The 26,154-nt window shown below is 29.4% G+C and carries 24 protein-coding genes; 23 read left to right on the forward strand and 1 reads right to left on the reverse strand.

Features of this window, described 5'->3' with window-relative positions; translation table 11 throughout:
• Positions 1-93 precede the first annotated feature (93 nt).
• From JJC01_04530 to JJC01_04545, 4 genes are all read left to right on the forward strand, one after another.
• Positions 94-462 carry an Hpt domain-containing protein gene (locus tag JJC01_04530; protein UDN59131.1) on the forward strand — a complete coding sequence of 123 codons (369 nt, stop codon included), beginning with the start codon at positions 94-96 and terminating at the stop codon, positions 460-462.
• Positions 463-681: 219 nt separating this feature from the next.
• A complete protein-coding gene (locus JJC01_04535; protein ID UDN59132.1) occupies positions 682-1,110 on the forward strand; it encodes an N-acetyltransferase in 429 nt (142 codons plus the stop codon).
• Between the two features lie 278 nt (positions 1,111-1,388).
• A complete protein-coding gene (locus JJC01_04540) occupies positions 1,389-1,610 on the forward strand; it encodes a hypothetical protein (protein UDN59133.1) in 222 nt (73 codons plus the stop codon).
• Positions 1,567-1,950 carry a hypothetical protein gene (locus JJC01_04545; protein ID UDN59134.1) on the forward strand — a complete coding sequence of 128 codons (384 nt, stop codon included), beginning with the start codon at positions 1,567-1,569 and terminating at the stop codon, positions 1,948-1,950. The genes JJC01_04540 and JJC01_04545 overlap by 44 nt, the downstream gene beginning before the upstream one ends.
• A 217-nt stretch (positions 1,951-2,167) precedes the next feature.
• Here JJC01_04545 and JJC01_04550 read toward each other — a convergent pair whose 3' ends face one another.
• A complete protein-coding gene (locus tag JJC01_04550; GenBank protein ID UDN59135.1) occupies positions 2,168-2,947 on the reverse strand; it encodes a hypothetical protein in 780 nt (259 codons plus the stop codon).
• Between the two features lie 294 nt (positions 2,948-3,241).
• On the opposite strand from JJC01_04550, the gene JJC01_04555 reads away from it, so the two are divergent.
• From JJC01_04555 to JJC01_04645, 19 genes are all read left to right on the forward strand, one after another.
• Positions 3,242-3,787 carry a biotin transporter BioY gene (locus tag JJC01_04555; GenBank protein UDN59136.1) on the forward strand — a complete coding sequence of 182 codons (546 nt, stop codon included), beginning with the start codon at positions 3,242-3,244 and terminating at the stop codon, positions 3,785-3,787.
• 19 nt (positions 3,788-3,806) lie between these two features.
• The gene (locus JJC01_04560) at positions 3,807-4,943 is read left to right on the forward strand and encodes an acetyl-CoA C-acyltransferase (protein UDN59137.1); all 1,137 of its coding nucleotides are present in this window, start codon (positions 3,807-3,809) and stop codon (positions 4,941-4,943) included.
• A 3-nt stretch (positions 4,944-4,946) separates the two neighbouring features.
• Positions 4,947-6,338, forward strand: coding sequence for an AMP-binding protein (locus tag JJC01_04565; GenBank protein UDN59138.1), 1,392 nt, complete (start codon positions 4,947-4,949; stop codon positions 6,336-6,338).
• 69 nt (positions 6,339-6,407) lie between these two features.
• Complete coding sequence (gene dpsA, locus JJC01_04570; protein UDN59139.1) at positions 6,408-7,283, forward strand: dipicolinate synthase subunit DpsA; 876 nt, start codon at positions 6,408-6,410, stop codon at positions 7,281-7,283.
• Positions 7,284-7,285: 2 nt separating this feature from the next.
• Positions 7,286-7,876: a dipicolinate synthase subunit B gene (locus JJC01_04575; GenBank protein ID UDN59140.1), complete on the forward strand. Its 591-nt coding sequence runs from the start codon at positions 7,286-7,288 to the stop codon at positions 7,874-7,876.
• A 593-nt stretch (positions 7,877-8,469) separates the two neighbouring features.
• Positions 8,470-11,073, forward strand: coding sequence for a bifunctional acetaldehyde-CoA/alcohol dehydrogenase (gene adhE, locus JJC01_04580; protein ID UDN60124.1), 2,604 nt, complete (start codon positions 8,470-8,472; stop codon positions 11,071-11,073).
• Between the two features lie 271 nt (positions 11,074-11,344).
• On the forward strand, positions 11,345-13,564 hold the full coding sequence (locus JJC01_04585) for an EAL domain-containing protein (protein ID UDN59141.1): 2,220 nt from the start codon (positions 11,345-11,347) through the stop codon (positions 13,562-13,564).
• A gap of 243 nt (positions 13,565-13,807) precedes the next feature.
• Positions 13,808-14,470, forward strand: coding sequence for a hypothetical protein (locus JJC01_04590; GenBank protein ID UDN59142.1), 663 nt, complete (start codon positions 13,808-13,810; stop codon positions 14,468-14,470).
• Between the two features lie 377 nt (positions 14,471-14,847).
• The gene (locus JJC01_04595) at positions 14,848-16,257 is read left to right on the forward strand and encodes a peptidoglycan binding domain-containing protein (GenBank protein ID UDN59143.1); all 1,410 of its coding nucleotides are present in this window, start codon (positions 14,848-14,850) and stop codon (positions 16,255-16,257) included.
• 85 nt (positions 16,258-16,342) lie between these two features.
• Complete coding sequence (locus JJC01_04600) at positions 16,343-16,618, forward strand: hypothetical protein (protein ID UDN59144.1); 276 nt, start codon at positions 16,343-16,345, stop codon at positions 16,616-16,618.
• A gap of 639 nt (positions 16,619-17,257) precedes the next feature.
• Entirely contained in the window at positions 17,258-17,569 is a 312-nt protein-coding gene (locus JJC01_04605) for a hypothetical protein (GenBank protein UDN60125.1), read from the forward strand.
• A gap of 1 nt (position 17,570) precedes the next feature.
• On the forward strand, positions 17,571-19,496 hold the full coding sequence (locus JJC01_04610) for a V-type ATP synthase subunit I (protein UDN59145.1): 1,926 nt from the start codon (positions 17,571-17,573) through the stop codon (positions 19,494-19,496).
• 2 nt (positions 19,497-19,498) lie between these two features.
• The gene (locus tag JJC01_04615) at positions 19,499-19,990 is read left to right on the forward strand and encodes a V-type ATP synthase subunit K (protein ID UDN59146.1); all 492 of its coding nucleotides are present in this window, start codon (positions 19,499-19,501) and stop codon (positions 19,988-19,990) included.
• 51 nt (positions 19,991-20,041) lie between these two features.
• Positions 20,042-20,605 (forward strand): V-type ATP synthase subunit E, encoded by a 564-nt coding sequence (locus JJC01_04620; GenBank protein ID UDN59147.1) that lies wholly within the window; start codon positions 20,042-20,044, stop codon positions 20,603-20,605.
• Between the two features lie 15 nt (positions 20,606-20,620).
• The gene (locus JJC01_04625) at positions 20,621-21,598 is read left to right on the forward strand and encodes a V-type ATP synthase subunit C (GenBank protein ID UDN59148.1); all 978 of its coding nucleotides are present in this window, start codon (positions 20,621-20,623) and stop codon (positions 21,596-21,598) included.
• On the forward strand, positions 21,585-21,908 hold the full coding sequence (locus JJC01_04630; GenBank protein ID UDN59149.1) for a V-type ATP synthase subunit F: 324 nt from the start codon (positions 21,585-21,587) through the stop codon (positions 21,906-21,908). Before JJC01_04625 ends, JJC01_04630 begins: the two co-directional genes overlap by 14 nt.
• Positions 21,909-22,023: 115 nt before the next feature.
• Positions 22,024-23,802: a V-type ATP synthase subunit A gene (locus JJC01_04635; GenBank protein ID UDN59150.1), complete on the forward strand. Its 1,779-nt coding sequence runs from the start codon at positions 22,024-22,026 to the stop codon at positions 23,800-23,802.
• The gene (locus JJC01_04640; protein ID UDN59151.1) at positions 23,799-25,172 is read left to right on the forward strand and encodes a V-type ATP synthase subunit B; all 1,374 of its coding nucleotides are present in this window, start codon (positions 23,799-23,801) and stop codon (positions 25,170-25,172) included. Before JJC01_04635 ends, JJC01_04640 begins: the two co-directional genes overlap by 4 nt.
• 5 nt (positions 25,173-25,177) lie before the next feature.
• Complete coding sequence (locus JJC01_04645) at positions 25,178-25,846, forward strand: V-type ATP synthase subunit D (protein UDN59152.1); 669 nt, start codon at positions 25,178-25,180, stop codon at positions 25,844-25,846.
• Positions 25,847-26,154 lie beyond the last annotated feature (308 nt).

Raw genomic sequence — 26,154 nt, forward strand, 5'->3', positions numbered from 1 at the left:
ACTAAGTTTATACAAGAAGAAGGATAAGAATAATATCGTGGTTTGGAGATGATGAGTAATATATATAATCTTACTTAGATAAAGGAGTGTATAATGATAATGAGTATGTTTATAGATAAACTTTCAACATATGGTGTAAATATTGAAAAGGTCATGGAACGATTTGTAAATGACGAGAACTTATACTACACTTGTCTCTTGTCTTTTATAGAAGATACCTCTTTTGACAAACTTGGTGAGGCAATAGAAAATAGAGATTTCAGCTATGCTTTTGAGCAATCTCATACCCTAAAGGGTGTGTCTGGTAATCTAGGACTTACAGGAATTTTTAAATCTGTATGTATAATTGTAGAGTCTCTAAGACACAATGAATACGATAATCTACAACAACTTTTCCAAATTGTTCTTGCAGAAAAAGAAAAGTTAGAACAACTATTAAGTACCCTTATAGTAGACAGTTAAAATAATAAAATTGATACTATGAGGGTATTAAATTTTTATGTCAATAAAATCTAAAATAAACCTTGAGGTAAAAACTAAATCAGTTGAAAATAATGATAATTACCAATTGAGTTCATTTAAATATAAAGTTTTATATTAACTAAGTTATATCTAAATAAAATATACTTGCACTATAAATATGACAAAAAATCAATATAAAAATGAGGTGAAATAAAATTTATGATAAGAAAATCAAATGATAAAGACATAAGTAAAATCATGGAAATATGGGAAGAAAGCACAATCAAAGCACATGACTTTATAAGTAAAGAATACTGGAAAAATAACTATAATACTGTCAAAAGTGAATATATACCCATATCAGATACATTTGTATATGATGATGGCGAAAAAATAAAAGGATTTATAAGCATAATAGAAAAAAGCTTTATAGGGGCCTTATTCATAAACTCAAACTATCAAAGTCTAGGAATAGGAAGTAAACTCTTAGACTATGCAACTAAAGAATATAAAAATTTAAACCTAGCAGTATACAAAGACAATAAAAAAGCAGTTGTATTTTATAATAAAAAAGGATTTAATATAATAAAAGAGCAAATAAATGAAGACTCAGGATTTAAAGAATACATAATGGAATATAGTAAATAACATTAATATATTCTATTAGAAGAATAATAAATGTATTTGTTATTCAGTTAGTATATTTGTAAAAATAATTTTTTAAATTATAAATTATATGTACTTGAGATATTAAAAATATAATGATATGGGAGGATAAAGTGAGGATAAAGTAATGAATAAAAGAGCATTTATGCATTATATTAGAATAAGAGGATAGCGCACAAGTTGTGGCTATTTTACAAAAACCTATAACATGATTTTATATAAGATAGAAAAATATACCTTATATAAGTAGCCATAATTTCGTGCTGTTTAAATTGAATAGTAATACTAAAACTATTTATGATAAAGAATTATTTGAATCAAGACATGAAATATATAATTCTAAAGTATATGATAATTTAATAGAAGAAATAAAGTATGTAATGCATAACCACATTTTAGATGCTAGATGTGGAGAAGGATATTTCTTAAATAAATTATATGAAGATAAAAATATTAAATATAATTTCTCCTGCAAATTATAAGGAATTTACAAGGGTTTTAACTGATGATGGGATAATAGCAAAGATTGTTCCAAAATCAAATTATTTAAAAGAAATAAGGACAAGTATACATGGAAATATAAAGAATAATGATTATGACAATAAAAACATTGTAGCTGTATTTAAAAAACATCTAAATGTGGTTTATGAAAATAGAATCAATTATAAAACTGATATAAGTGTGTTAAATTTAATGAATTTAGTCAAAATGACTCCTTTAACATCAACATTAGATGAAGAAGAGATTTTAAGGTTGATAAAGTCAGGGATATCTAATATAACAATTGATTTAAGAGTTATGGTCGGTACATTAAAGAGATAGAAAATAAAATTTGTCCAAAATTAATAAAAATTATATTACTAAAAATTGCTATGAAATTAGTCTAATAATATCTAATTTCATAGCAATTTTAATTACCATTAAAGTGTCTATGCAAAAAGCATTTAAATTATATCTCCAAATATGTCCACAAAAATTTCTATAATAATATTTAATAACATAGTATTCTTATTTGAAATTATTTTTAAAATATAAAATATTAAAGCTTAAAATATTCTCGTTGAGAAGAATCTATTTCAGAACCACAATTGCTACAACAATAAGACGTTGAAACATACCCAAATTCTTCAGTATTCTCATTAAACTCCATTTTTTTCTTTGCAATAATTCCTACTTTAGTTAAGCTAGAACCACAATTATCACAGTTTTGAATTTTACATATACTATACAATTTGTCAGTAGTTACATTCTCTATTAATTTATCACAATTACAACATTTAATAGAAGAAATCTCATTAGATACTTCAATCGGTTCAGCATCTTGAAAAGAAAATTTATATGTTATATCATTTGACACTCTATAGCCTGTATCAAAAATATTTGTATTACAATTTGGACACATATATTTTGGAATATATACATCTTTTTTTTCAAAAGTGTCCTTTTCAGTATTGCGATTTGAATCATCTAAAGAGGAGTTTTCACCTATGGTATATTTTTTATTTAAGTTTAAAAGGTAATTGTAAATCTTTTTATCTTTCTTTTGTTTTGCTGTGTATAAAAAATGACTCATTATATCTGGATAGTCTTTATTTTTTGATGGCATATTTAAATCTATATAATTGTTTTCAATTGCAAAAGATAGTATATTGTAATAATCATATTTTACTGCAAAAAATAATAACATTTCATCAAAAACTTTATCTACTATCTTATCAGAAATACTTATCCAAAAATCTGGGGATTCTAGATAAACTTTTTTACTAAGTTCATCTAGTTCTTTATCTATGTTGTTTAATTGATTTTCATTAGTTTTCATATTGTCACTTCCTTGTTAATTTATTATATGAAATAAAATCTCATATAAAATATATCATATTATAATTTACAAGTATAGGGCAAATAGATTTGTTTATAAGTAAAATTTTATAAATAACCATTAAAACATAAAGGATTAGAAGCAAGTTTACTTATAAATTGAATGTAAACCTATATAATGTTTTAGGTTGACAAAAAAACAGCTTTCTTTTATACTAAAACAAAGCTTTAATAGAAGATTTGTATATGTACATATAAACTAAATTGAATAAGACATATGAAGGGAATTATGAAAATGAAAAATAATAGAGTAAATATTCAAGATTTAACTAAAATGTCAATATGTGTAGCATTATTATGTATATCATCATACATATATATACCATTACCATTTACACCAGCAGGAGTAACAGCACAAACAATAATGATAAATCTAATAGCTTTAATATTAACACCAAGACAAGCATTTAGTACAGTTGGTGTATACATAATGATAGGTTTAATTGGAATACCTGTATTTGGAGGAGGAGCATCTGGAATTGGTAAATTACTAAGTCCAACAGGTGGTTTTTATTTTGGATTCTTATTTGCAGCACTAATTATTAGCTTATTAAAAGGTAAAAATAATGATATTAAGAGATATATACCAATAACAATTTTTGTTGGTATGCCTATTATATATTTTATGGGAACAGTATTTATGTGTTACTTTAATCAAATGACGGTAGAAGCAGCACTTTTTGCAGCTGTTGTACCATTTTTAATTGGAGATACAATAAAAGCAATTATTGCATCTTTTTTAGGTGTTAAATTAAATAACGTACTAAAAAGAAATCTATGATGAAGAGAGGATATAATGTATGGAAGATGTTTTTATACTAGGAGGATTAAGAAGTCATATTGGTCTAAAAAATGGAATTTTTCAATGTGTTCAACCAGAATTACTAGGAGCAAAGGTTTTAAAACACCTAATTGAAAAGTATGAGATTGATAAGATTGATGAGATTATATGTGGAAATGCAGTTGGTACAGGAGGAAATATCACAAGATTAATGACTTTAACAGCGGGAATAGAAAGTAAAGTTCCTGCTTTTACTGTAGATATGCAATGTGCTTCTGCTATGATGAGCTTAGATATAGCATTTTCAAAGATTAAATCTGGGCAATGCGATTTAATTATTGCAGGAGGTTTTGAGAGTAGTTCTCTACAACCAATGCGTACATATCATAAAAACGATAGGAGGTATAATATTAATAATCCAAGCTATGCAGTTGCTCAATTTTCTCCAGATAATAATAGTGAGAATAGTATGCTTGAAGGTGCAGAAAGAGTGGCAAAGCTATATAAAATTGAGAAAGCAGAATTAGATTATTGGGTGAAAGAAAGTCATAGAAGAGCAAAAAACACAAGAGAAGAAAAATTTCTTGAAGATATTATATTTCCTATAGATAGCAATACATATGATGAAGGTATACGTGATAAAATGAGCCAAAGATTATTAGATAGGATACCTTCAATTTTAGGAAAGGGAAGTATTACAAATGCAGCAAATGCATGTCTTATTAATGATGGGGCTTCATTTCTTATTCTGTGTTCTAAAAAATATTTAGAGAATACAAAAAAGAATCCAAAGGCTAAAGTTATCAATTCTTGTACAATAGGAACAGAGCCACAATTAAGTCCAACATCTGCTATAAAAGCTATGGAGAGGCTTTTGGATATAGAAAAGCTTAACTATATGGACATATCTGCTATTGAATTTAATGAAGCATTTGCAGTTATAGATGTTTTATTTCAAAGAAAATATCCAGAATTAATTGATAGATATAATATATTTGGAGGGGCTTTAGCATATGGTCATCCATATGGTGCTTCTGGTGCAATTATTGCGTTACATCTTTTAAAAGCACTTGAAAAGACTAATGGAAAGTATGGAATTTGCTCTATAGCAGCTGCTGGAGGATTGGGTTCTGCTTTATTGATTGAAAGGGTGTAGATTATGAATTACTATGAACTTTTAAAAGTAAAAAGAAACAACTATAAAGATAAAGATTTTTTGATTATAGATGGAGAAAAATATACTTATGACAATATATTAAGAGATAGTGAGGAGATTGGGAGACAGATTTCTATAGGTGAAAATATTCCTGTTTTAATTTATTCTAAAAATATAAAGTTCCAATTAGTAAGTTTTTTAGGTGTTAACTATTCAAATAATGTTCCTATCATTTGTCATTATAATCTTTCTAAAATAGTATTAAGTGATATTTTAATAAAGAATAATATTTCAATTGTTATATCCGATGAGAATATAGATATAAATGATTTATCTAATGGTAGTTGCAATAGAATATTAAAGGTAGCTAATTCTTCTACAGAACATTATAGTATAAATGTATATCAATATAATAATATTTTAAACTATTTAGATAAAGAGATTTGTATGGGAGCTTTATCTTCAGGCTCTACAAATGTACCAAAAGTATTATATAGAACATATGAAAGCTGGGCTGGATTTTTTCCTATACAAAATGAAATTTTCCATATTTCTGAGGACTCTATTTTATTTATCAATGGAACACTTAGTTTTACAGGAAATCTAAATTCTATAATGTCAGTACTATATGAAGGTGGTAGTGTTGTAATAAATTCAGGTTTAAATTGTAAAACATGGATAAATGTAATAAAACAATATAATATAACTAATATATATCTTATACCTACAAAGCTTCAGTTACTGGTTAAATATTTAAGTGAGATAATAGTTAAGGTTAGAAGTGTTTTTACAGGTTCTCAATTGTTGTTTGAGGATACAGCAATAAAAATAAAAAAATATATGCCAGATTCTGAAATCATTTTATATTATGGAGCAAGTGAATTAAACTACATTACATATTTGTGTTATGATGAATTGATTGAGAAACCACTAAGTGTAGGTAAACCATTTCCAAAAATAGATGTATATATTAAGGATGGAATAATTTTTGTAAATACCAAATATGCAGTATATAATGCATCAGAGCCTTATTCTGTCAATGACATTGGATATTTTGATGATGATGGATATTTGATATTTGAAGGAAGAAGTGATGATGTTGTAAACATTGGTGGATTTAAAGTCAGTTCTATCAAACTTGAAAATATAGTAAAAAGAATTCCTCAAGTTGAAGATGCAGTTGCATTACCTTATTTAGATACTATAAGGGGAAGTCAAATTGCATTATTTGTAACAACCATAGGTAAGATTACAAAAAAGGATTTATTGATTATGATTAGAAATTATTTAATTAGAAATGAAATTCCAAGAAAAATTATTTTTTTAGATTCATTACCATATACATCTTCTGAAAAGATAGATAGATTGGCACTATTAGAAATGTTAGAAGTATAATATTTAATAATTTTAGTGAACCAATATATTGATAAAAACATATTGTATATAGTAAAGGAGGCTTACAATATGTCAAATCAATACGATATAACTGTTATAGGCGGAGACCTGCGACAAGTGTACATGGTAAAAAAACTAATTAATAAAGGATATTCTGTAGTTATATATGGAATAGCAAATGAAATTATAAATGGAATCGCTGGAAAAGCAACTTCACTAGCTGAAGCACTATCCAAAAGTTCCATTATTTTATGTCCAATTCCATTTACAAAAAATCAATTTAGTATTGAAAATACTGATGGTTGTCTCGATGCTACTATTGATAACTTGTTAATTAACTTATCTCCTAATCAAATACTATTTGGAGGAAACATACCAACTAAAGTTTACAAATTTTGTGAGCAACACTCTATTCAGGTTTATGATTTTATGAAGATGAATGATGTTGCTATTTTAAATGCAGTTGCTACAGCTGAAGGAGCTATAGCAGAAGCGATTAAAAGAAGTCTAATCAATATGCACCAAAGTAACTGTCTAGTACTAGGCTTTGGAAGGTGTGCACAAATACTTGCTAAAAAATTATATGCTTTAGATGCAAATGTATGTGTTGGAGCAAGAAATAATGATGCAAGGAGTACGGCTAATGCATTTGGGTATTCTAGTATTTCTTTAAATCAACTTGATGAAAATCTTTTAAAGTTTGATTATATTTTTAATACCATACCAGAATGTATTTTAACAAAAGAAAAATTAGAAAAAGTATCAAGAGAAGTAACTATTATAGATATAGCTTCTTCTCCTGGTGGATTAGATTATTCTGTTACACAAAATTTAGGTATTAATGCAAATCTTTGTCTTGGGCTTCCTGGTAAATACTCACCAAAGACATCTGGTGAAATTCTTGTTAACGCTATAGAAAATATTATAAATGAAAGAAGGGATTAGAGATGAGACTTGAAGGACTTACAATTGGAGTAGGATTTACTGGTTCGTTTTGTACTTATGATAAAATATTTATAGAGTTAGAGAATTTGGTAAAAGCAGGAGCAAATGTACACACTATATTTTCAGATGTATCACAAAATATAGATTGTAGATTTGGAAATTCTGAGGAATTTATGAAAAAAGCATATGAACTGACAGGAAATAAACCTATTGTTACAATTGAAGAAGCAGAACCATTTGGACCTAAAGGAATTGCTGATATTATAATAATAGCCCCTTGTACTGGAAATACTGCTGCTAAGCTAGCAAATGGCATTACAGACTCTCCAGTATTGATGGCAGCAAAAGGTCATCTTCGCAATGATAAACCACTTGTAGTATCAATATCAACTAATGATGCTCTAAGTTTTAATTTCAAAAACATTGGAACTCTTCTTAACTCTAAAAACATATATTTTGTACCTTTTGGTCAAGATAATTGTAATGCAAAGCCTAATTCTATGATTGCACATACAGAGTTAATAATTCCAACAATAGAGCTTGCTCTTGATAATAAACAGTTACAACCTGTTATAAAAAGTCCACATCAATAGATTAATGATGTAATCTGATATACATGTATATTTAGTAATATTAACAAAGTCCAGCAATCTTATTTGCTGGACTTTAACTTGTAATATATTAAGTATATTTTATTTCACAGTATATAAAAATTATCAGTGTGTATATCTCTAATTATAATACATATTATAACTGTTTGTATATCTCAGAGTATTTAATTTACTCTTTAAGTCTTTATTTTCTTCTTAATGTATTTTTTTTTATAACTTTTATACAATACTATACTTGAAAAAAATCTTTTGATTTTTTCATTAAAAAAATGAAAAGATAAGTGTTAAAATAATAACGTTATCCTTAAGTATTGAGATGAATTTATTCACGATTTATATAAAAAATAAAGTAATATATAATTAATCTAGATATTTGTAAAGTATATTATTATTAATATAAATAATATAATACTAAACAAAAAATAAAATGTTAAAAAAATAACTTGAAAATGCAAAGACAACATGCTATACTGTTAATAAATTAACAGAAAAAGAAGATTATACTATTCTAGGAGGGCATTGAAATGGCTAATAAAGAACAGACTATAATAGAAAATAAAAGGGGAGAAGAAGCTATGGCAGATAATGCATGCGTTGTAAATAATGTTGAAAATTTAGTTAAAAAATTAGCAAAAATTAGAGAAGCTCAAAGAATCTTTGCTACATACACTCAAGAGCAAGTAGATAAGATTTTTTTAGCAGCATCTTTAGCAGCTAATAAGCAAAGAGTTCCTCTAGCTATAATGGCACAAAAAGAAACTGGTATGGGAATTGCTGAGGATAAAGTTATAAAGAATCACTATGCATCAGAATATATATACAATGCATATAAAGAAACTAAAACTTGTGGTGTTATAGAGAGAGATGAAGCCTTTGGTATGACTAAAATAGCTGAGCCAATAGGAGTTGTTGCAGCAGTTATACCTACAACTAATCCAACTTCTACTGCTATATTTAAATCACTTTTAGCTCTAAAAACTAGAAATGGAATAATATTTTCTCCACATCCAAGAGCAAAAAATTCTACTATAGAGGCAGCAAAGGTAGTTCTTGAAGCTGCTGTTCTGGCTGGAGCTCCTGAAGGTATAATCGGATGGATTGATGAGCCATCTTTGGAATTAACTACGACTGTTATGAAGGAAGTTGACTTAACTCTTGCTACAGGAGGTCCTGGAATGGTTAAATCAGCATATTCATCTGGAAAACCAGCTATTGGAGTCGGTGCAGGTAATACACCAGCAATAATTGATGACAGCGCAGATATAAAAACTGCTGTAAATTCAATTCTTGTATCTAAGACATTCGATAATGGTATGATATGTGCTTCTGAACAATCAGTTATAGTATTGGAAAATATATATAATGAAGTTAAAAAAGAATTTAAAGAGCGTGGTGCTTACTTATTAAATAAAGAAGAAACAGAAAAATTAAGAAATGTAATTTTAGTAAATGGGGGATTAAACTCTAAAATCGTTGGTCAAACAGCTTGCACAATAGCAACATTAGCAGGTTTTGAAGTTCCAGTTGATGCTAAAGTTTTAATAGGTGAGGTTGAATCAGTTGAAATAGAAGAAGCTTTTGCTCATGAAAAACTTTCACCAGTACTTGCAATGTATAAAGCAAACAACTTTGATGATGCAGTTAGTAAAGCAGAAAAATTGGTAGAAGATGGAGGGTTTGGTCATACATCTTCATTATATATTGATGATGTAAATCAGAGAGAAAAGCTTGATAAATTTACTAAAGCTATGAAAACTTGTAGAATTTTAATTAATACTCCTTCTTCTCAAGGGGGTATAGGTGATTTATATAATTTTAAACTAGCTCCTTCTCTTACTTTAGGATGTGGTTCTTGGGGAGGAAATTCAGTATCTGAAAATGTAGGAGTTAAGCACTTACTTAATATTAAGACAGTAGCTGAGAGGAGAGAAAATATGCTTTGGTTTAGAGCACCAGAAAAAGTTTATTTTAAAAAAGGTTGTTTAGGAGTGGCGTTAAAAGAACTTAAAGATGTAATGAATAAAAAGAGAGCTTTTATTGTAACAGATACATTCCTTTACAATAATGGATATACTAAGACAGTTACTGACTTATTAGATGAAATGAACATCAAGCATACTACTTTCTTTGAAGTTGAACCAGACCCAACTTTAGAATGTGCTAAGATAGGTGCTAAAGCTATGAGAGAGTTTAATCCAGATGTAATAATATCTATAGGTGGAGGAAGTGCAATGGATGCAGGTAAGATAATGTGGACATTATATGAGCATCCAGAAGTAGATTTCCAAGACCTAGCAATGAGATTTATGGATATAAGAAAAAGAGTGTATGCGTTCCCTAAAATGGGTGAAAAAGCTAGTTTTGTAGCTATACCAACATCAGCAGGGACTGGTTCAGAAGTAACTCCATTTGCAGTTATAACTGACCAAGATACAGGTGTTAAATATCCATTAGCTGATTATGAGTTGATGCCAAATATGGCTATAGTTGATGCGGATATGATGATGAATATGCCAAAAGGATTAACTTCTGCTTCTGGTATTGATGCTTTGACTCATGCATTAGAAGCATATGTATCTATGCTTGCAACTGACTATACAAATGGTCTAGCTTTACAAGCTATTAAGAGCATATTTGAATATCTTCCACGTGCATACGATAATGGAGCAAAAGACTCAGAAGCAAGAGAAAAAATGGCAAATGCTTCTACAATGGCAGGAATGGCTTTTGCAAATGCATTTTTAGGTGTTTGTCACTCTATGGCTCACAAGTTAGGTGCTTTCCATCATGTACCACATGGTGTTGCAAATGCTCTTTTAATAACAGGTGTTATGAAATTTAATTCTTCTAATGCACCAAAGAAAATGGGAGCTTTCTCTCAATATAAGTATCCAGAGGCATTAAAGAGATACGCTGAAATAGCTTCATTCTTGGGATTAAAAGGAAATTCTGATGAAGAAAAATTCCAAAGTTTATTGATAGCTATTGAAGATTTAAAGAGTAAAGTTGGTATTCCTAAAACTATAAAAGAATTTGGTGTTGAGGAATCTAAATTTATAGATTCACTAGATGAAATGGTGATTCAAGCCTTTGATGACCAATGTACAGGTGCGAATCCAAGATATCCTCTTATGAATGAAATAAAAGAAATGTATTTAAATTCATATTATGGAAAATAAATTTACTATAAAACTTACTATAAAATAAATAAACTAAAATCCTGTATACATTAGATATATAATATCATTGTATATGGGATTTTTCATTTAAAAAAACATAAATAGTTTTGAAACTTTAATTCAAAATTCAATTAAATAATGTTATTATAATAATTAGAATGAATCTATATGTAATATTTGGGTATATTTGTATGTAAGATAAGTAATAAATTTGTATTAATAAAGATATAAATAGGGATATAAAGTGTTGACTAATTAAGGGAGGGGTAAGATGACTAAAAGAAATAAAAGTGTTACATTAATTATAATTCTTTTAATGGCATCATTATTTCTGATATTAGGATATCTATATATAGAAGATACAAGAAAACTTCTTATATCAGAGGCAGAAGTACATATAAAAGAAGTTGCGATACAAGGTTCTCAGTTAGCACAAAGACAAATTGAAAAAGATTTAGATATTTTAAATATTTTTTCAAGTTATTATACTTCAAATCCTAACATGTCTAATGAAGAAAAAATAAAAAAGCTTTTAGATGAAATGGAAAACCAAAAATTTTATACTATGGCAATTGTTGATATAAATGGGAATGCAGAAAATACTAAGGGTAATAAGTTTTCTGTTAAGGATAGAGAATTCTTCAAAAATTCAATTAATGGTAAAAAGTATGTTTCAAGCCCATATATTGATGAAGTAAATAAGTCTGTAAAAAAGATTACTATCTCAGTACCAATATTAAATAATGATAAAGTAGTTGGAGTTTTGTATTGTACTTATGATGTCAATACTCTAATGAAACTTATAAATGTATCTTTTTATGAAAATAATAGTATATCTTATGTTGTAAAAAATAATGGGACAGTTATACTTCATCCTCAACAAGATAGATTATCAAGAAATATTTATGAATTGTTAAAGCAGGATAATGATATTAAAGATGTAAATCAATTAAAAAAACAATTAGAAGAAAATAAAACAGGTGCTGCAATCTTAAATATGTCAGGAGAAAGACGATACCTAGGATATGCTACTATGGATAATGGAAAGAAAAAAGATAATTATATAAAGGATTGGAACTTGATTTTTTCAATTCCAGAAAATGTTATATTCCGTAATTCTGAGCAAATTATTAAGAGAGCTGTATATGCAGTATTATTGATTATATTTGTGTTTATTGCAATTATTTTCTATATAATGTACATAAAAAAATCTAATGAAAAAGAAATATTAAGTTTAGCATATGAAGATAGAGTTACACATATAGGAAATCAAAATAAATTTTATAGAGAATGTAGTAAGTATCTTTTAAATAAACCATCTTTAAATTATATTATAGTATATTTTGATATTGATAATTTTAAAATGATTAATGATACTTTTGGATATGAATTTGGTGATAATCTATTAATTACTATAGCAAGTGCTTTAAAAGAGGAACTAACAGAAGGTGAAATATATGCACGGCTTTCAAGTGACTATTTTGCTATTTTTTGTGAATACAAAAATGGAAGAAATAAAATTATAAAAAAAATTGATAGTATACGAAGTAATATTGAAAATAATCTAAATACAGTATTTGAAATTTCTCTTTGTGTGGGTATTTACTTCGTAGAAGAAGGAGAAGTAGATGCTCAAAAGGCTGTAAATAAAGCTAATATGGCAAGGTCTATTGCCAAAGGTAAAAATATAAACTATGCTATTTATAATGAAGATGTTAGAAATAAGCTTAGTGAGGAATCTATAATTTTAGATGATATAAAGACAGCATTAGTAAAGAATCAATTTGAAGTTTATTATCAACCTAAGTTTTCACTTGTAAATGGTGAGATGATAGGAAGTGAAGCACTGATAAGATGGAATCATCCTGAACATGGGTTTATAAGTCCAGCTATATTTATTCCAATAGCAGAAAAAAGTCAATTGATTTTAAAAATAGGTAGATTTGTATTTGAAAGAGTTTGTAGCGATTTATCTAAATGGGAAAAACAAGGGAAAAAATTAGTACCAGTTTCAGTAAACCTATCTAGAGTTGAGTTATATCAACCAGATATTGTAAAATTTATCAATAGTACTATCCAAACATATAACATACATTCAAATTTAATTGAATTAGAGATAACAGAAACTGTAGTTATTAATGAATTAAATATACTAAAAAGTGTTTTAAATGAATTAAGGAAGCATGGATTTTCAATTTCTATGGATGATTTTGGAACAGGTTATTCTTCTATTAGTTGTCTAAGGGACATGCCAATTGATGTATTAAAATTAGATAAGTCTTTTCTTAATGGTATTGAAAATGATGAGAAAAGTCGTAATATAGCAAAGTCTATAGTATCTCTAGCAAAATCATTAGATTTAATTGTAATTATAGAAGGCGTTGAGAGTAAGAAACAGGCTGAGTTAATGAAGCAATTTGGATGTGATTTAGTTCAGGGGTTTTATTTTGCAAGACCAATGCCAGTTCAAAATTTTATGAAATTACTTTAAAAATAAAATTTATTTTTTCATATAAAACACTATTATATATGCTTGGATTTAATAAATGCTTGCTAGATAATTAGTGTTTTTATTTTGTAAGATTCAGATATGAGGAAAGTAATTATCTTTTATAAAAATCTGTTAAAAATAAATTATTTTGGATATAAATATGTTATTAACAAAAGAATAGTACTATAATGTATAGATGATAAAAAACTTAAATAAAAATTTAATGATAGGAGTTGTTTGAGTATGATAGATATAAGCATTGATAAAAAACTTAAGGACAAATGGCCTGATGCAAAATTAGGATGTATCCAAGCAAAAGTAGTAGTAAATAAAAGCTCAGAAAAGTTAATAAATGGGATAAATGAGTTTTGTGATATTTTGAATCAAAAGCTAGAAATTGAAGATATTACGAAATTGGATAAGATTAAAGATGCAAGAGATGCATATAAAGAACTTGGTAAAAATCCAAGTAGATATAGAACGTCTTCAGAAGCATTAGTTAGAAGAATTGTTCAAGGTAAGGGTCTATATACAATAAATAATATAGTTGAAATAAATAATCTAATATCTATAAAATCATTATATCCAGTTGGTACATATAATGTAAGTAAACTACATCCACCAATATGTTTTACTGTAGGTGATGAAGGCGAGCAGTATAAAGGTATTGGAAAAGAGTTGATAAATATAGAAAATCTACCTATATTATCTGATTCATTAGGTAAATTTGGAAGCCCAACTAGTGATTCCGAGAGAGCTATGATAACAACAGATGCAATTGAAATACTAATTTGTATATTTTCATTTAGTTCGGAATCAGATATTGAAGAGTACTTTGGATACGCTAAGGATTTACTTAAAGAGTATGCAGATGGAAAGGATATAGAAACTAAAATAATTAAATAATAATTATATAAAATGTATATAACAACGTTATGTTAAGTTGGAGACTAATATATAAGAATGAATCAAAAAAGGAAACTAACAAGATATTAGTTTCTTTTTTTGGAAATAGTAGTTTAATGTAACAAAAATAGACAGATAGCCACACTGATGCTTAAAAGTATGGTAATATATTATTATAGCAGAGGTTATATTTAAGGGATTTTGAAAGGGGGAATTGACAATAATCATTTTATCTGAAATATAAATTGATATCATGTAAATAACTCTATCTTTAAAAATATAAATTAATAATATAATAGTTTGGGTATATAGAAGAAATAAGGTTTTTTAAAACTAGTAAAGTACATAGGTAATTATAATGAAGAAAGGATTTAGTTATGATTGAAGGAAAAGAGGCAAAACAAGAAAGTGGGCAAAAAAATCTAAAAGTTAAGATAGCTATAGTAGTAGGTGTTTTGATTGTAGCTTATATAGGGATGGCAATCTTTTTTAGAAATCATTTTTACTTTGGTACAACTATTAATGGTGTGAAAGCTTCAGGAAAGACAGTTGAACAAGTAAATGATTTATTAACATCAAGTACTAATTCTTATACTTTAAGTCTAGAGGAAAGAAACAATAAAAAAGAACAAATAAAAGCAAAAGATATAGATTTAAAGTTTACACCAGATGATAAGGTTCAAAAAATAAAAGATAGCCAAAGTGCGTTTGGATGGATTGGTGGAATATTTAAATCTAAAGAGTATAATAATATGGTAACTCTTTCATATGATAAAGATTTACTAGAAAAAGGGTTTAATGCTTTATCTTGTTTTGATAGTAAAAATGTTGTAGAGCCTAAGAGTGCATACCCTAAGTATGATAGCAGTAAAAATGCTTATGTTATAGTACCAGAAGTACTTGGAAACAAAGTAAAAAAAGATGATTTTTATAAATTAGTAAAAAAATCAATTAATTCTGGTGTTACTTCTGTTTCTTTAGAGGAGAGTAAATTATATGAAGTTCCAAACAATACAAAGGATTCAGAAAAGTTAAAAGAGGCTATTAAGACATTAGATAAATATGTCAGTGTAGTTGTTACATATGATTTTAGTGACCGTAAGGAAACTTTAGATGGTTCTGAGATTAATAAGTGGTTAAAGGTAGACTCAGAAAAAAATTATGACATAACTTTCGATAATGATGTGATGGTAGAGTATACAAGAGGATTAAGCAAAAAATATAGTACTTTTGGAGATTCAAGACCATTTAAAACTGCAACTGGCAAAGAGATTACTATTTCAGGTGGAATTTATGGATGGTTGATAGATAAAAAGAAAGAAGCAGAAGCTTTAGTTGATGTTGTAAAAGCTGGAAAAAATGTTACAAGAGAACCTATCTACATACAAAAAGCTGTATCTCGTAATAAAGATGATATTGGTAATACATATGTTGAGATTAGTCTTTCTGACCAACACATGTGGTTCTTTAAGAATGGAGAAATGCTTGTATCAACAGATGTTGTAACAGGCGATTTAGGTAGAGGATTTGCTACCCCATCAGGGATATATCCTCTTAACTATAAAGCTAGAAATGTTTCTTTAACTGGTCAAGGCTATAGTTCACCTGTAAGTTATTGGCTTCCATTTAATGGAAATATAGGAATTCATGATGCTACTTGGAGAGGTTCTTTTGGTGGAGGTATATATAGATCTTCAGGTTCACATGGATGTGTAAACACACCTTTTTCTAAGGCAAAGAAAATCTATGAAAATATAGAACCAGGTACACCAATTATTTTATACTAGTAAAAATATTGTTTATAACGATTAAGTGAAGTCATCTTAGTTTTTTTTAGATGGCTTCTTTTTTATATAGAAAGGAATGTATATAATGAATGAAAAATTAATTAAAATTTTAGATGAAGCAAAGAACGATTCAGAGTTTAAGAAAGAGATTATGGAAACAAGAAAACAACGTGATGTTATGGATTCATTTTGTAAAGTAGTTACATCTAGAGGATATGATATAACGATAGGTGAACTTTTTTCTATAGGAGAAGAATATACATCCAATCTTTTAAAAAGCGTAAATGGAGGAGCTGCATATCCTATTGAAGATTGGAGTGATTGGTTCGAGGATTTTTTCATCATGTTGGCGAATATATAATATATAAACTAATTAGTGGTATTACTTATTTAAAGTTAAGATAATGATTGAGGGACTAAAGTATTTAAAAATAAGTGTAAATTTTATCAATCTTAAAAAAGGATTAACTTATATCTAATAAATTTAGAAAAAATTAAACTAAAATAAGCTGACAAAAATCGATATGAGCTGATGATTTATAAAAGTTAGATGAAAAAATATAAGATATTTCTAAAAATTCAAAAAAAACAATAAGTTTTATCATTCTATGTGTTGAAAAAAAAGATAAAAATAATTTATATGGAATAAATAAAGTTATATGTAAAAAAAAATTGAAATAAAAATTGAAAATGTCGATAAACCGTTAATTTCAAAACAAAATAACGCTATTGACAAACCATATTGCTTTAAATTATAATTATTGAAAATAATGATATTTAAAAATCATACTCATGTCATAGTCTAAAAGTAAGTCAAAAAAGAATGTAAGTCTAAGCAAGTACTACTCTAAAATATGTTTTATTAAAAAATAAATGTTGAAAAAAATTAATTATTATATAAAAATGCTGTTTATACTTTAACAATGAGGTAGTAATCTAATTAGAATAAAAAACTCTAATTAGTTATATACATAGTAAAAAGGTAAGAGAGGTGATTTGGATGGCTTTTGAAATAATAAAAAGCATTGTTGAGGCAGAGCAGACAGCAGACAGTATTAAAGTAAAAGCTGTTACTGATGCAGAGTCTATCAGAGCTGATGCTGTAAACGAATGTGAAAGCATCTTGACTGATGTAAAAAAGCAAGCAAAGCTTATGGAAGAAACTCTTGTTGAGAAGGCAGTCACCGACAGTAAAGCAGAGGTTGATAAAATCTTGGCAGATGCTAAAAGTGAATGTCTGAAAATTGAAAAAACTGCGACAGAAAGACGAAGTAAGGCAATCGAAGCGGTTATTGGAAAGGTAGTGAGATAATATGGCAATAGTTAATATGAACAAGATATCTATTGTTGGCTTAGAAGCTCAAAAAAGCCAAATTTTAAAGCTACTTATGAACCGTGGATTTGTTCAGATTGATGATAGTGCCTTTCTTACTGAAATGGATGAGTTAAAAAATCATCTTACAAAAGATGGTGAGGAGTCAGAGGTTATAATGCTAGAACAGAAGATGGCACATGTGAATCAAGCGATTGACATTGTTTCTTCACTAGTGAAACAAAAGAAAGCTATGTTTGCACCAAAAAGAGAATTTAACAAAATTGACAGTGAAAAAGAAGATGAAATTTATGCTGAAGTTTTGGAGTTAAATAATCTAAATAAAGAGATAGGTACAATAAGGAGTAACATAAATTTATTAAATAATAATAAAAGTATGTTAGAGCCATGGGTAAACTTTGATGTTCCTTTTGAAAAGATGGAAACTAAGTATACAAAAACTATTCTAGGAACTATACCCACAAATGCAAATATTGATGCTTTAAGAGTTAGACTAGAGGATGAAGTGCCAGAAAGTGTTCTTGGAATTATTGATTCTGACAAGTTAATGAACTATGTTTATTTAATTACTTTAAAAGAAACTTTTGATAATGCTACAGAAGTTCTTAAAGAATTTAATTTTGCAATAGTTACATTACCAAGTGAGGAAGGGACACCATCACAAGCTATCAAGAAATACAATGAAATGATAATTAGACAGGAAAACGTTTCTAAAAATAAGACAGAAGAAATCAAAAATCATGGAAATAATATACACATGCTTGAAAATCTATATGACTTTTACACTATAGAAAGAGACCAGAAAAAGATTATAGAGAGACTTGTAAAAACAAAAACAACATTCTGTCTTAATGGTTGGTTACCAAGTAAAAGTGCAAGCGACCTAATTAGTGAAATCACAGAAAAGTTTGATTGTTGTGTTCAAACAGAGGAAGGAAACAAAGAAGAAGGTTTCCCGATTCTACTTGAAAACAATAAACTTGTAACACCTTTTGAAAGTGTAACAAACATGTACAGTTGTCCAAGCACAAAAGATATTGACCCAAATACGATTATGACTTTTTTCTATGTTGTATTCTTTGGAATGATGCTAAGTGATGCTGCATATGGGATAATAATTGCCCTAGCTTGTGGATTTATTGTATACAAATCAAAAATGAAAAAGGGTGAAGGAAATTTAATTAAACTTATTGGTATTTGTGGAGTTTCAACTACTATATGGGGTCTTATATTCGGGGGTATTTTGGGGGATTTAGTTCCTATAAAAGCTTTAATTAATCCTTTAGAGGATGTTATGGTACTTATGGGGATGTCATTACTGTTCGGTATTATCCATATATATGTAGGTTTGGGAATTAAAGCATATACATTAATAAGAGATGGAAAGGTAATAGATGCAATTTTTGATATAGGGTTTTGGTATTTATGTATAACAGGGGTATGTCTACTTATAATACCTTTTGTTGCAGGAGATATTGGCGTATTTTCTGAAGTAGGAAAATATTTAGCAATTATAGGTGCTATAGGTCTTATCCTTACTCAAGGAAGAAGCTTTAAAGGTGTTCCTGTTAAGCTTTTTAAAGGATTTTCAAGTCTTTATGGTATAACAAGTTATTTTGCTGATATATTATCTTATACAAGAATTATGGCTCTTTGTCTAACAACAGGAGTTATAGGGCAGGTTATCAATCTTTTAGGGGCTATAGCTGGTCCAATATTTGCAGTTGTAATTGGTGTTGTAGGACACACAATAAACCTTCTTATAAATGCACTAGGTGCATATGTTCATACAAGTAGGTTACAGTATGTAGAATTTTTCAATAAGTTTTATGAAGGCGGAGGAGTTCCTTTTGTTCCGTTTAAGTATAAAACAAAATATACAAGCATTAATAAAAAGGAGATGTAAATATGGAATTTTTAAACGCGTTAGGAAATGGTCAATTTTTGGCAATATCAGGAGCTGCTATAGCAGCGTTATTTGCAGGTATGGGTTCTGCTAAAGGTACTTCAATAGCAGGTCAAGCCGCAGCAGGTGTTGTAACAGAAGACCCTAGTAAATTCGGTCAACTTCTAGTTTTGCAACTTCTTCCTGGTACACAAGGTCTATATGGATTTATCATAGCTTTCCTTATTTTATCAAAAGCAGGAATTATTGGTGGAGATGCGATACCAACATCAGCTCAAGGTTTACAACTTCTTATGGCAGGACTTCCAATTGGTCTAGTTGGCTTAGTATCAGGTATTGCACAAGGTAAGGCAGCAGCAGCAGGGGTTGGAATAGTTGCTAAAAGACCTGAAGAACTTGGTAAAGCTATAACATTTGCAGCGATAGTTGAAACATATGCTCTTTTAGGACTACTTGTTTCTTTCTTAGCTTACAATGGAATTGCAGTTGGTTAATTATAGAATATAATTCATAAGTAAAAAAAATGAAAAGGAGGAAGCACTCCTATGGGTAATGAACAAAAAATGATTGACAGAATTATAGCTGATGCCAAACAAGAGGCACAAGAAATATTGGATAAAGCTAAAAGTGAAGCAGATTTAAAGATAAGTTCAGCTAATGAAAAAGCTGAAAAGGAAATGGCTTCCTATACAAAGCTTGCAGAGGCAGAAGCAGAGAAAGCAGCTTCTAAGGAAATATCAGGAGCTTATATGGAGGCTAAGAAACAAATATTATCAAAGAAACAACAGATTTTAGAAGCAGTAATTTTAGAAGCTAAAAATAAACTTCTAAATCTTAAAGATAGTGAATATGAACAAATTATATTAAATATGATTGAAAAAGCGAATTGTACAGATGGATCTGAGATAGTATTATCTAAAAAAGATAGAAAAACATTAAAAGATGTATTATCTAAAAAAGGCATTAAAGTATCTGATGAAACTAGAGATATTACTGGAGGTTTCATAGTTAAAAAAGGTGACATTGAGTATAATTATTCGTTTGAAGCTATAATTGCAGTAGAGCATGAAGATATTGAGCAAATTGCAGCAGAAATTTTGTTTAATTAAGGAGGGGGTTAAAAGATGGCAGAAGAAAAAACTTATCCCTATGCCGTGGCACGAATAAGAGTGCTTGAAAAACAGCTTCTTAACAGACAAATGTTTATTCAAATGGCAGAAGCTAAAAGCCCTGAAGACTCTTTAAGAATTATAGCAGAAGCGGGTTATACGGATTCGTCAAATAATAATGTTCACAATTTTGAGAATGTTTTGACTCAAGAATTATCTAAAACATATGAAATTCTTAAAGGTCTAGCCCCTGAAGAAAAATTTGTTGATGTATTCCTTTATAAAAATGATTATCATAACTTAAAAGTTTTGATTAAAGAAGAAATTTCTGGTGTAGATGGTGAAAAGTACTTAATTGATGGAGGTACAATTTCACTTGCGAAGCTTAAAGAATCTTTAGCAAATCGTAGTTTTAGTGATTTACCTAAGATAATGGCAGGAGCAATAATAGATGCATTTGATATTTATAGTAAAACACAAAATGGTCAGATGGTTGATATTGTTTTAGATAAAGCAACTTTTTCAAGTATGAAAGAGACAGCTACAGAAAGTCAAAATAAATTTGTAATAGATTATGTTATGAAAGTTTGTGATTTAACAAATCTAAAGAGTTTTATAAGAGTTAAAAACATGAAGAAAGATTTTGATATGTTTATGAATGTGTTTATTTCAGGTGGCTCACTTGATAAAGAAAAATTCTTAGAAGCTTTTTCTTCAGACACTCCAGCATCATGTTTTAAATCTACTTCTTACTCTGATGTCTGTAAAAATGGCATGGATAGTGGATTTACTGTCTTTGAAAAACTTTGTGATGATTATCTTATGGAATATGTTAGAGATGCAAAATTTAAACCTCTTACACTAGAACCGCTAATTGCATATTTATATGCTAAAGAATCAGAGATAAAAACAATAAGAATTATTTTGACTAGTAAGCTTAATAATATAGACGCAGATACTATAAAAGAAAGGCTAAGGGATGCTTATGTATAAGGTAGGAGTAGTTGGAGATAAAGATAGCATCATGGGATTTTTAGCTCTTGGAATAGATATCTTCCCAGCCTATGATAGTGACGAAATTAAAAAAAGTATACATAAGTTGGTTGAAGATGAATATGCGATAATTTATATTACAGAACAGGCGTCATTGCTTGCAAAAGAATCAATAGCAAAATACAAAGACTATCAACTTCCTGCTATTATAGTTATTCCAGGTATTGGAGGAAGTATGGGATTAGGTATGAATGAAGTAAGAGAATCTAGTAAACGTGCTATAGGTGCAGATATATTATTTAAAGAATAGATGCAAATTGAATAAGAGACAATCTCAAATTTTGTTAATGCTAAAAAATGTATTGATAAAATATAGGAGGGAATATTTAAATTTTGATAAAGTATATGATTGCAGGTGAGAGAATATGAAAACAGGCACAATTGTAAAGGTGTCAGGACCGCTTGTCGTAGCGGAGGGCATGAGAGATGCGAATATGTTTGATGTCGTAAGAGTTTCTGATAAACATCTTATAGGCGAGATTATTGAAATGCATGGAGATAAGGCTTCTATACAGGTTTATGAGGAAACTTCTGGTCTAGGACCAGGAGAAGAAGTGGTTTCTCTTGGAATGCCTATGAGTGTTGAACTTGGGCCAGGTCTTATTTCAACTATTTATGATGGTATTCAACGTCCACTTGAAAAAATGTATGAAATTTCAGGTACTAATATAACTAAAGGTGTTGAAGTATCTTCACTTGATAGAACAATTAAATGGGAATTCAAACCTAAAAAATCTGCTGGTGATAAAGTCGTAGCAGGAGATATAATTGGGGTAGTTCAAGAAACTGCTGTAGTGGAATGTAAGATTATGGTTCCTTATGGCGTAAAAGGTACTATAAAAGAAATATATTCTGGAGAATTTACTGTTGAGGATACAGTTTGTGTTATCACAGACGAAAAAGGTAATGATATAGCTGTAACTATGATGCAAAAATGGCCAGTTAGAAAAGAAAGACCATATAGGGAAAAGAAAACACCAGATTCACTTCTTGTTACAGGTCAAAGAGTTATAGATACATTTTTCCCAATTACAAAAGGTGGGGTAGCAGCTATTCCAGGACCTTTTGGAAGTGGAAAAACTGTTACACAGCATCAGCTTGCTAAATGGGCAGATGCAGATATAGTTGTATATATAGGATGTGGAGAACGTGGAAATGAAATGACAGATGTTCTTCTTGAATTCCCTGAACTAAAAGACCCGAGAACAGGTGAGTCACTTATGCAAAGAACAGTACTTATAGCTAATACATCAGATATGCCAGTTGCTGCGCGTGAGGCCTCTATATACACTGGTATTACAATAGCTGAATATTTTAGAGATATGGGATACAGTGTTGCACTTATGGCAGATTCTACATCAAGATGGGCAGAGGCTCTTAGAGAGATGAGTGGGCGTTTGGAAGAGATGCCAGGTGAAGAAGGTTACCCAGCGTATTTAGGTTCGCGTCTTGCTCAATTCTATGAGAGAGCAGGAAAAGTAAACTGTCTAGGTATGGATGATAGAGAAGGAACTCTTACAGCAATTGGTGCTGTTTCTCCTCCTGGTGGTGATACATCAGAACCTGTTAGCCAAGCAACACTTCGTATAGTAAAAGTATTCTGGGGACTTGATGCTTCATTAGCATATAAACGTCACTTCCCAGCAATTAACTGGTTAACAAGTTATTCACTTTATCAGGAGAAAGTTGATGTATGGGCAGATAAAAATGTAAATGATAATTTCTCAGCTCAAAGAGCTCAAGCTATGAAACTTTTGCAAGTTGAATCTGAGCTTCAAGAGATAGTTCAATTGGTTGGTGTTGACTCACTTTCAGATGGAGATAGATTGATACTAGAAGTCACTCGTTCTATAAGAGAGGACTTCCTTCATCAAAACTCTTTCCATGAAGTTGATACTTATACATCACTTCACAAACAGTATAGAATGATGGGGCTTATTCTAAAATTCTATAAGTCAGCACAAGATGCTATTAAGCAAAATGTTACTATAAATGATATTATCAAGCTTTCAGTTCTTGAAAAGATTGGTCGTGCTAAGTATGTAGAAGAAGATAAACTAGATGCTGCTTACGATGCAATTGAAGATGAAATAGACAACGAGCTTGCTGACCTTATTAAGAAGAGGGGGGCTGAAGAACTATGATAAAGGAATATAAGTCAATACAAGAGGTAGCTGGTCCTCTTATGTTAATAAACGGCGTAGAAGGTGTAAAATTTGATGAACTTGGAGAAATTGAGCTTTCAAGTGGAGAAATTCGTCGTTGTAAAGTTCTAGAAGTAAATGAAGATACTGCACTTGTTCAACTTTTTGAAAGTTCAACAGGTATAAACCTTGCTGAAAGTAAAGTACGTTTTTTAGGAAAGAGTCTTGATTTTGGAGTTTCACCAGACATATTAGGTCGTGTTTTTAGTGGAATGGGTAAACCTATTGATGGTGGACCAGAAATTATACCAGATAAAAGACTTGATATAAATGGTGCACCTATAAATCCAGCAGCACGTGATTATCCAGCTGAGTTTATACAGACTGGTGTTTCTGCTATAGACGGGCTTAATACCTTGGTTAGAGGGCAAAAACTTCCTATATTCTCAGGTTCTGGTTTGCCACATGCTAATCTTGCAGTTCAAATTGCAAGACAGGCAAAAGTTCGTGGAACTGACTCTAAGTTTGCCGTTGTATTTGCAGCTGTTGGTATAACTTTTGAAGATGCAGATTTCTTCATAAGTGATTTTAAAGCAACAGGAGCAATTGACCGTTCTGTGGTATTTGTAAACCTTGCAAATGACCCAGCAGTAGAGCGTGTATCTACACCTAGAATGGCACTTACAGCAGCAGAATACCTTGCTTTTGAGCAAGATATGCATGTACTTGTTATAATAACAGATATTACAAACTATGCAGAAGCATTACGTGAAGTTTCCGCAGCCAAAAAAGAAGTTCCAGGACGTCGTGGATATCCAGGTTATCTTTATACTGACCTTGCTACAATGTATGAAAGAGCAGGAAAAATGAAAGGACATGAAGGGTCTATAACAATGATTCCAATACTTACAATGCCTGAGGATGATAAAACACATCCAATTCCTGACCTTACAGGATACATTACAGAAGGACAAATTATACTTAACCGTGAACTTTATAAAAAAGATATACAGCCTCCTATAGATGTTTTACCATCACTTTCTCGTCTTAAAGATAAGGGAATTGGTAAAGGTAAGACTCGTGAGGACCACGCAGATACAATGAACCAGCTTTTTGCAGCATATTCAAGAGGTAAAGATGCAAAAGAACTTATGGCAATATTGGGTGAATCTGCACTTTCTGAAATTGATTTAATGTATGCAAAATTTGCAGATGAATTTGAGAAAGAATACGTTTCACAAGGATTTAGAACTGACAGAACTATTGAGCAAACATTAGAAATTGGATGGAAGCTTCTTAGTATGTTACCAAAAAGTGAACTTAAACGTATTCGTGATGAATATTTTGAAAAATATATGCCTAAGGAGTGATATCTGTGGCTAGATTAAATATAAATCCAACACGTATGGAAATGACTAGACTTAAGAAACTCCTTAAAACTGCGACAAGAGGTCATAAGCTTCTTAAAGATAAGCTTGATGAACTTATGAAACAATTTCTTGAAATTGTAAGAGAAAATAAGCGATTACGTGAAGAAGCAGAAAATGCTCTCGATGCTGCTTATAAAAATTTTATAATTGCAAGGGCAGTTATGAGTCAGGAGTATCTAGGTTCAGCACTTATGATGCCAAAACAATCTGTTTCTGTAGGTGTTTCTACAAGAAACATAATGAGTGTTGATGTTCCTGTGTTTGACTTTAAAACTGAAAACAATCAAAGTGATATTTATCCTTATGGTCTTGCTTTTACATCAGGTGAATTAGATTCTGCTATGGAAGCATTTTCAGATGCAATGGAACCACTTTTAAGACTTGCAGAAAGTGAAAAAAGTGCACAGCTTCTTGCACAAGAGATAGAAAAGACACGTAGACGTGTTAATGCTCTTGAAAATGTAATGATACCAAATTACATTGAAACTATTAAGTATATTGCTATGAAGCTTGAAGAAAATGAGAGAGCAAGTACTACTAGACTTATGAAGGTTAAGGATATGGTGCTTAAAAAAGCACTTGAAGAAAAAAAGAAAAATGATTTGGTTGGATAATTAAATACTTATAAAAATAAGCCTAACATCCTAGTTTATAGGAGTTAGGCTTTTTAGTGCAAGTAAGCACATATTCGGAATTGGCGGTATCAATTAATTACCTATTAATCTCTCAATATTCATTTCAATACTCCAGATGTAAAAGTTATGTATATTCTACCTTGTATATAAAAAAGCTCAAATAAAATCATACTCATATGGGTAAAAGGGTGTTTTTTATAAGAATTTTTATGAAGATATAATGGTCTATATGCCTAGAACTTTGTAAAAAAATAATAAATTTAACAAAAATTTCTAAAAATTAACGA

Source organism: Clostridioides sp. ES-S-0010-02 (assembly GCA_020641055.1).
In the GTDB taxonomy this organism is placed as follows: Bacteria; Bacillota; Clostridia; order Peptostreptococcales; family Peptostreptococcaceae; genus Clostridioides.

Bases quoted from the DNA above. Each gene is read 5' to 3' on its own strand.
- JJC01_04530 (UDN59131.1), top strand. From the start codon at position 94: ATGATAATGAGTATGTTTATAGATAAACTTTCAACATATGGTGTAAAT.
- JJC01_04535 (UDN59132.1), top strand. From the start codon at position 682: ATGATAAGAAAATCAAATGATAAAGACATAAGTAAAATCATGGAAATA.
- JJC01_04545 (UDN59134.1), top strand. From the start codon at position 1,567: ATGAAGATAAAAATATTAAATATAATTTCTCCTGCAAATTATAAGGAA.
- JJC01_04550 (UDN59135.1), bottom strand. From the start codon at position 2,947: ATGAAAACTAATGAAAATCAATTAAACAACATAGATAAAGAACTAGAT.
- JJC01_04555 (UDN59136.1), top strand. From the start codon at position 3,242: ATGAAAAATAATAGAGTAAATATTCAAGATTTAACTAAAATGTCAATA.
- JJC01_04560 (UDN59137.1), top strand. From the start codon at position 3,807: ATGGAAGATGTTTTTATACTAGGAGGATTAAGAAGTCATATTGGTCTA.
- JJC01_04565 (UDN59138.1), top strand. From the start codon at position 4,947: ATGAATTACTATGAACTTTTAAAAGTAAAAAGAAACAACTATAAAGAT.
- dpsA (UDN59139.1), top strand. From the start codon at position 6,408: ATGTCAAATCAATACGATATAACTGTTATAGGCGGAGACCTGCGACAA.
- JJC01_04575 (UDN59140.1), top strand. From the start codon at position 7,286: ATGAGACTTGAAGGACTTACAATTGGAGTAGGATTTACTGGTTCGTTT.
- adhE (UDN60124.1), top strand. From the start codon at position 8,470: ATGGCAGATAATGCATGCGTTGTAAATAATGTTGAAAATTTAGTTAAA.
- JJC01_04585 (UDN59141.1), top strand. From the start codon at position 11,345: ATGACTAAAAGAAATAAAAGTGTTACATTAATTATAATTCTTTTAATG.
- JJC01_04590 (UDN59142.1), top strand. From the start codon at position 13,808: ATGATAGATATAAGCATTGATAAAAAACTTAAGGACAAATGGCCTGAT.
- JJC01_04595 (UDN59143.1), top strand. From the start codon at position 14,848: ATGATTGAAGGAAAAGAGGCAAAACAAGAAAGTGGGCAAAAAAATCTA.
- JJC01_04600 (UDN59144.1), top strand. From the start codon at position 16,343: ATGAATGAAAAATTAATTAAAATTTTAGATGAAGCAAAGAACGATTCA.
- JJC01_04605 (UDN60125.1), top strand. From the start codon at position 17,258: ATGGCTTTTGAAATAATAAAAAGCATTGTTGAGGCAGAGCAGACAGCA.
- JJC01_04610 (UDN59145.1), top strand. From the start codon at position 17,571: ATGGCAATAGTTAATATGAACAAGATATCTATTGTTGGCTTAGAAGCT.
- JJC01_04615 (UDN59146.1), top strand. From the start codon at position 19,499: ATGGAATTTTTAAACGCGTTAGGAAATGGTCAATTTTTGGCAATATCA.
- JJC01_04620 (UDN59147.1), top strand. From the start codon at position 20,042: ATGGGTAATGAACAAAAAATGATTGACAGAATTATAGCTGATGCCAAA.
- JJC01_04625 (UDN59148.1), top strand. From the start codon at position 20,621: ATGGCAGAAGAAAAAACTTATCCCTATGCCGTGGCACGAATAAGAGTG.
- JJC01_04630 (UDN59149.1), top strand. From the start codon at position 21,585: ATGCTTATGTATAAGGTAGGAGTAGTTGGAGATAAAGATAGCATCATG.
- JJC01_04635 (UDN59150.1), top strand. From the start codon at position 22,024: ATGAAAACAGGCACAATTGTAAAGGTGTCAGGACCGCTTGTCGTAGCG.
- JJC01_04640 (UDN59151.1), top strand. From the start codon at position 23,799: ATGATAAAGGAATATAAGTCAATACAAGAGGTAGCTGGTCCTCTTATG.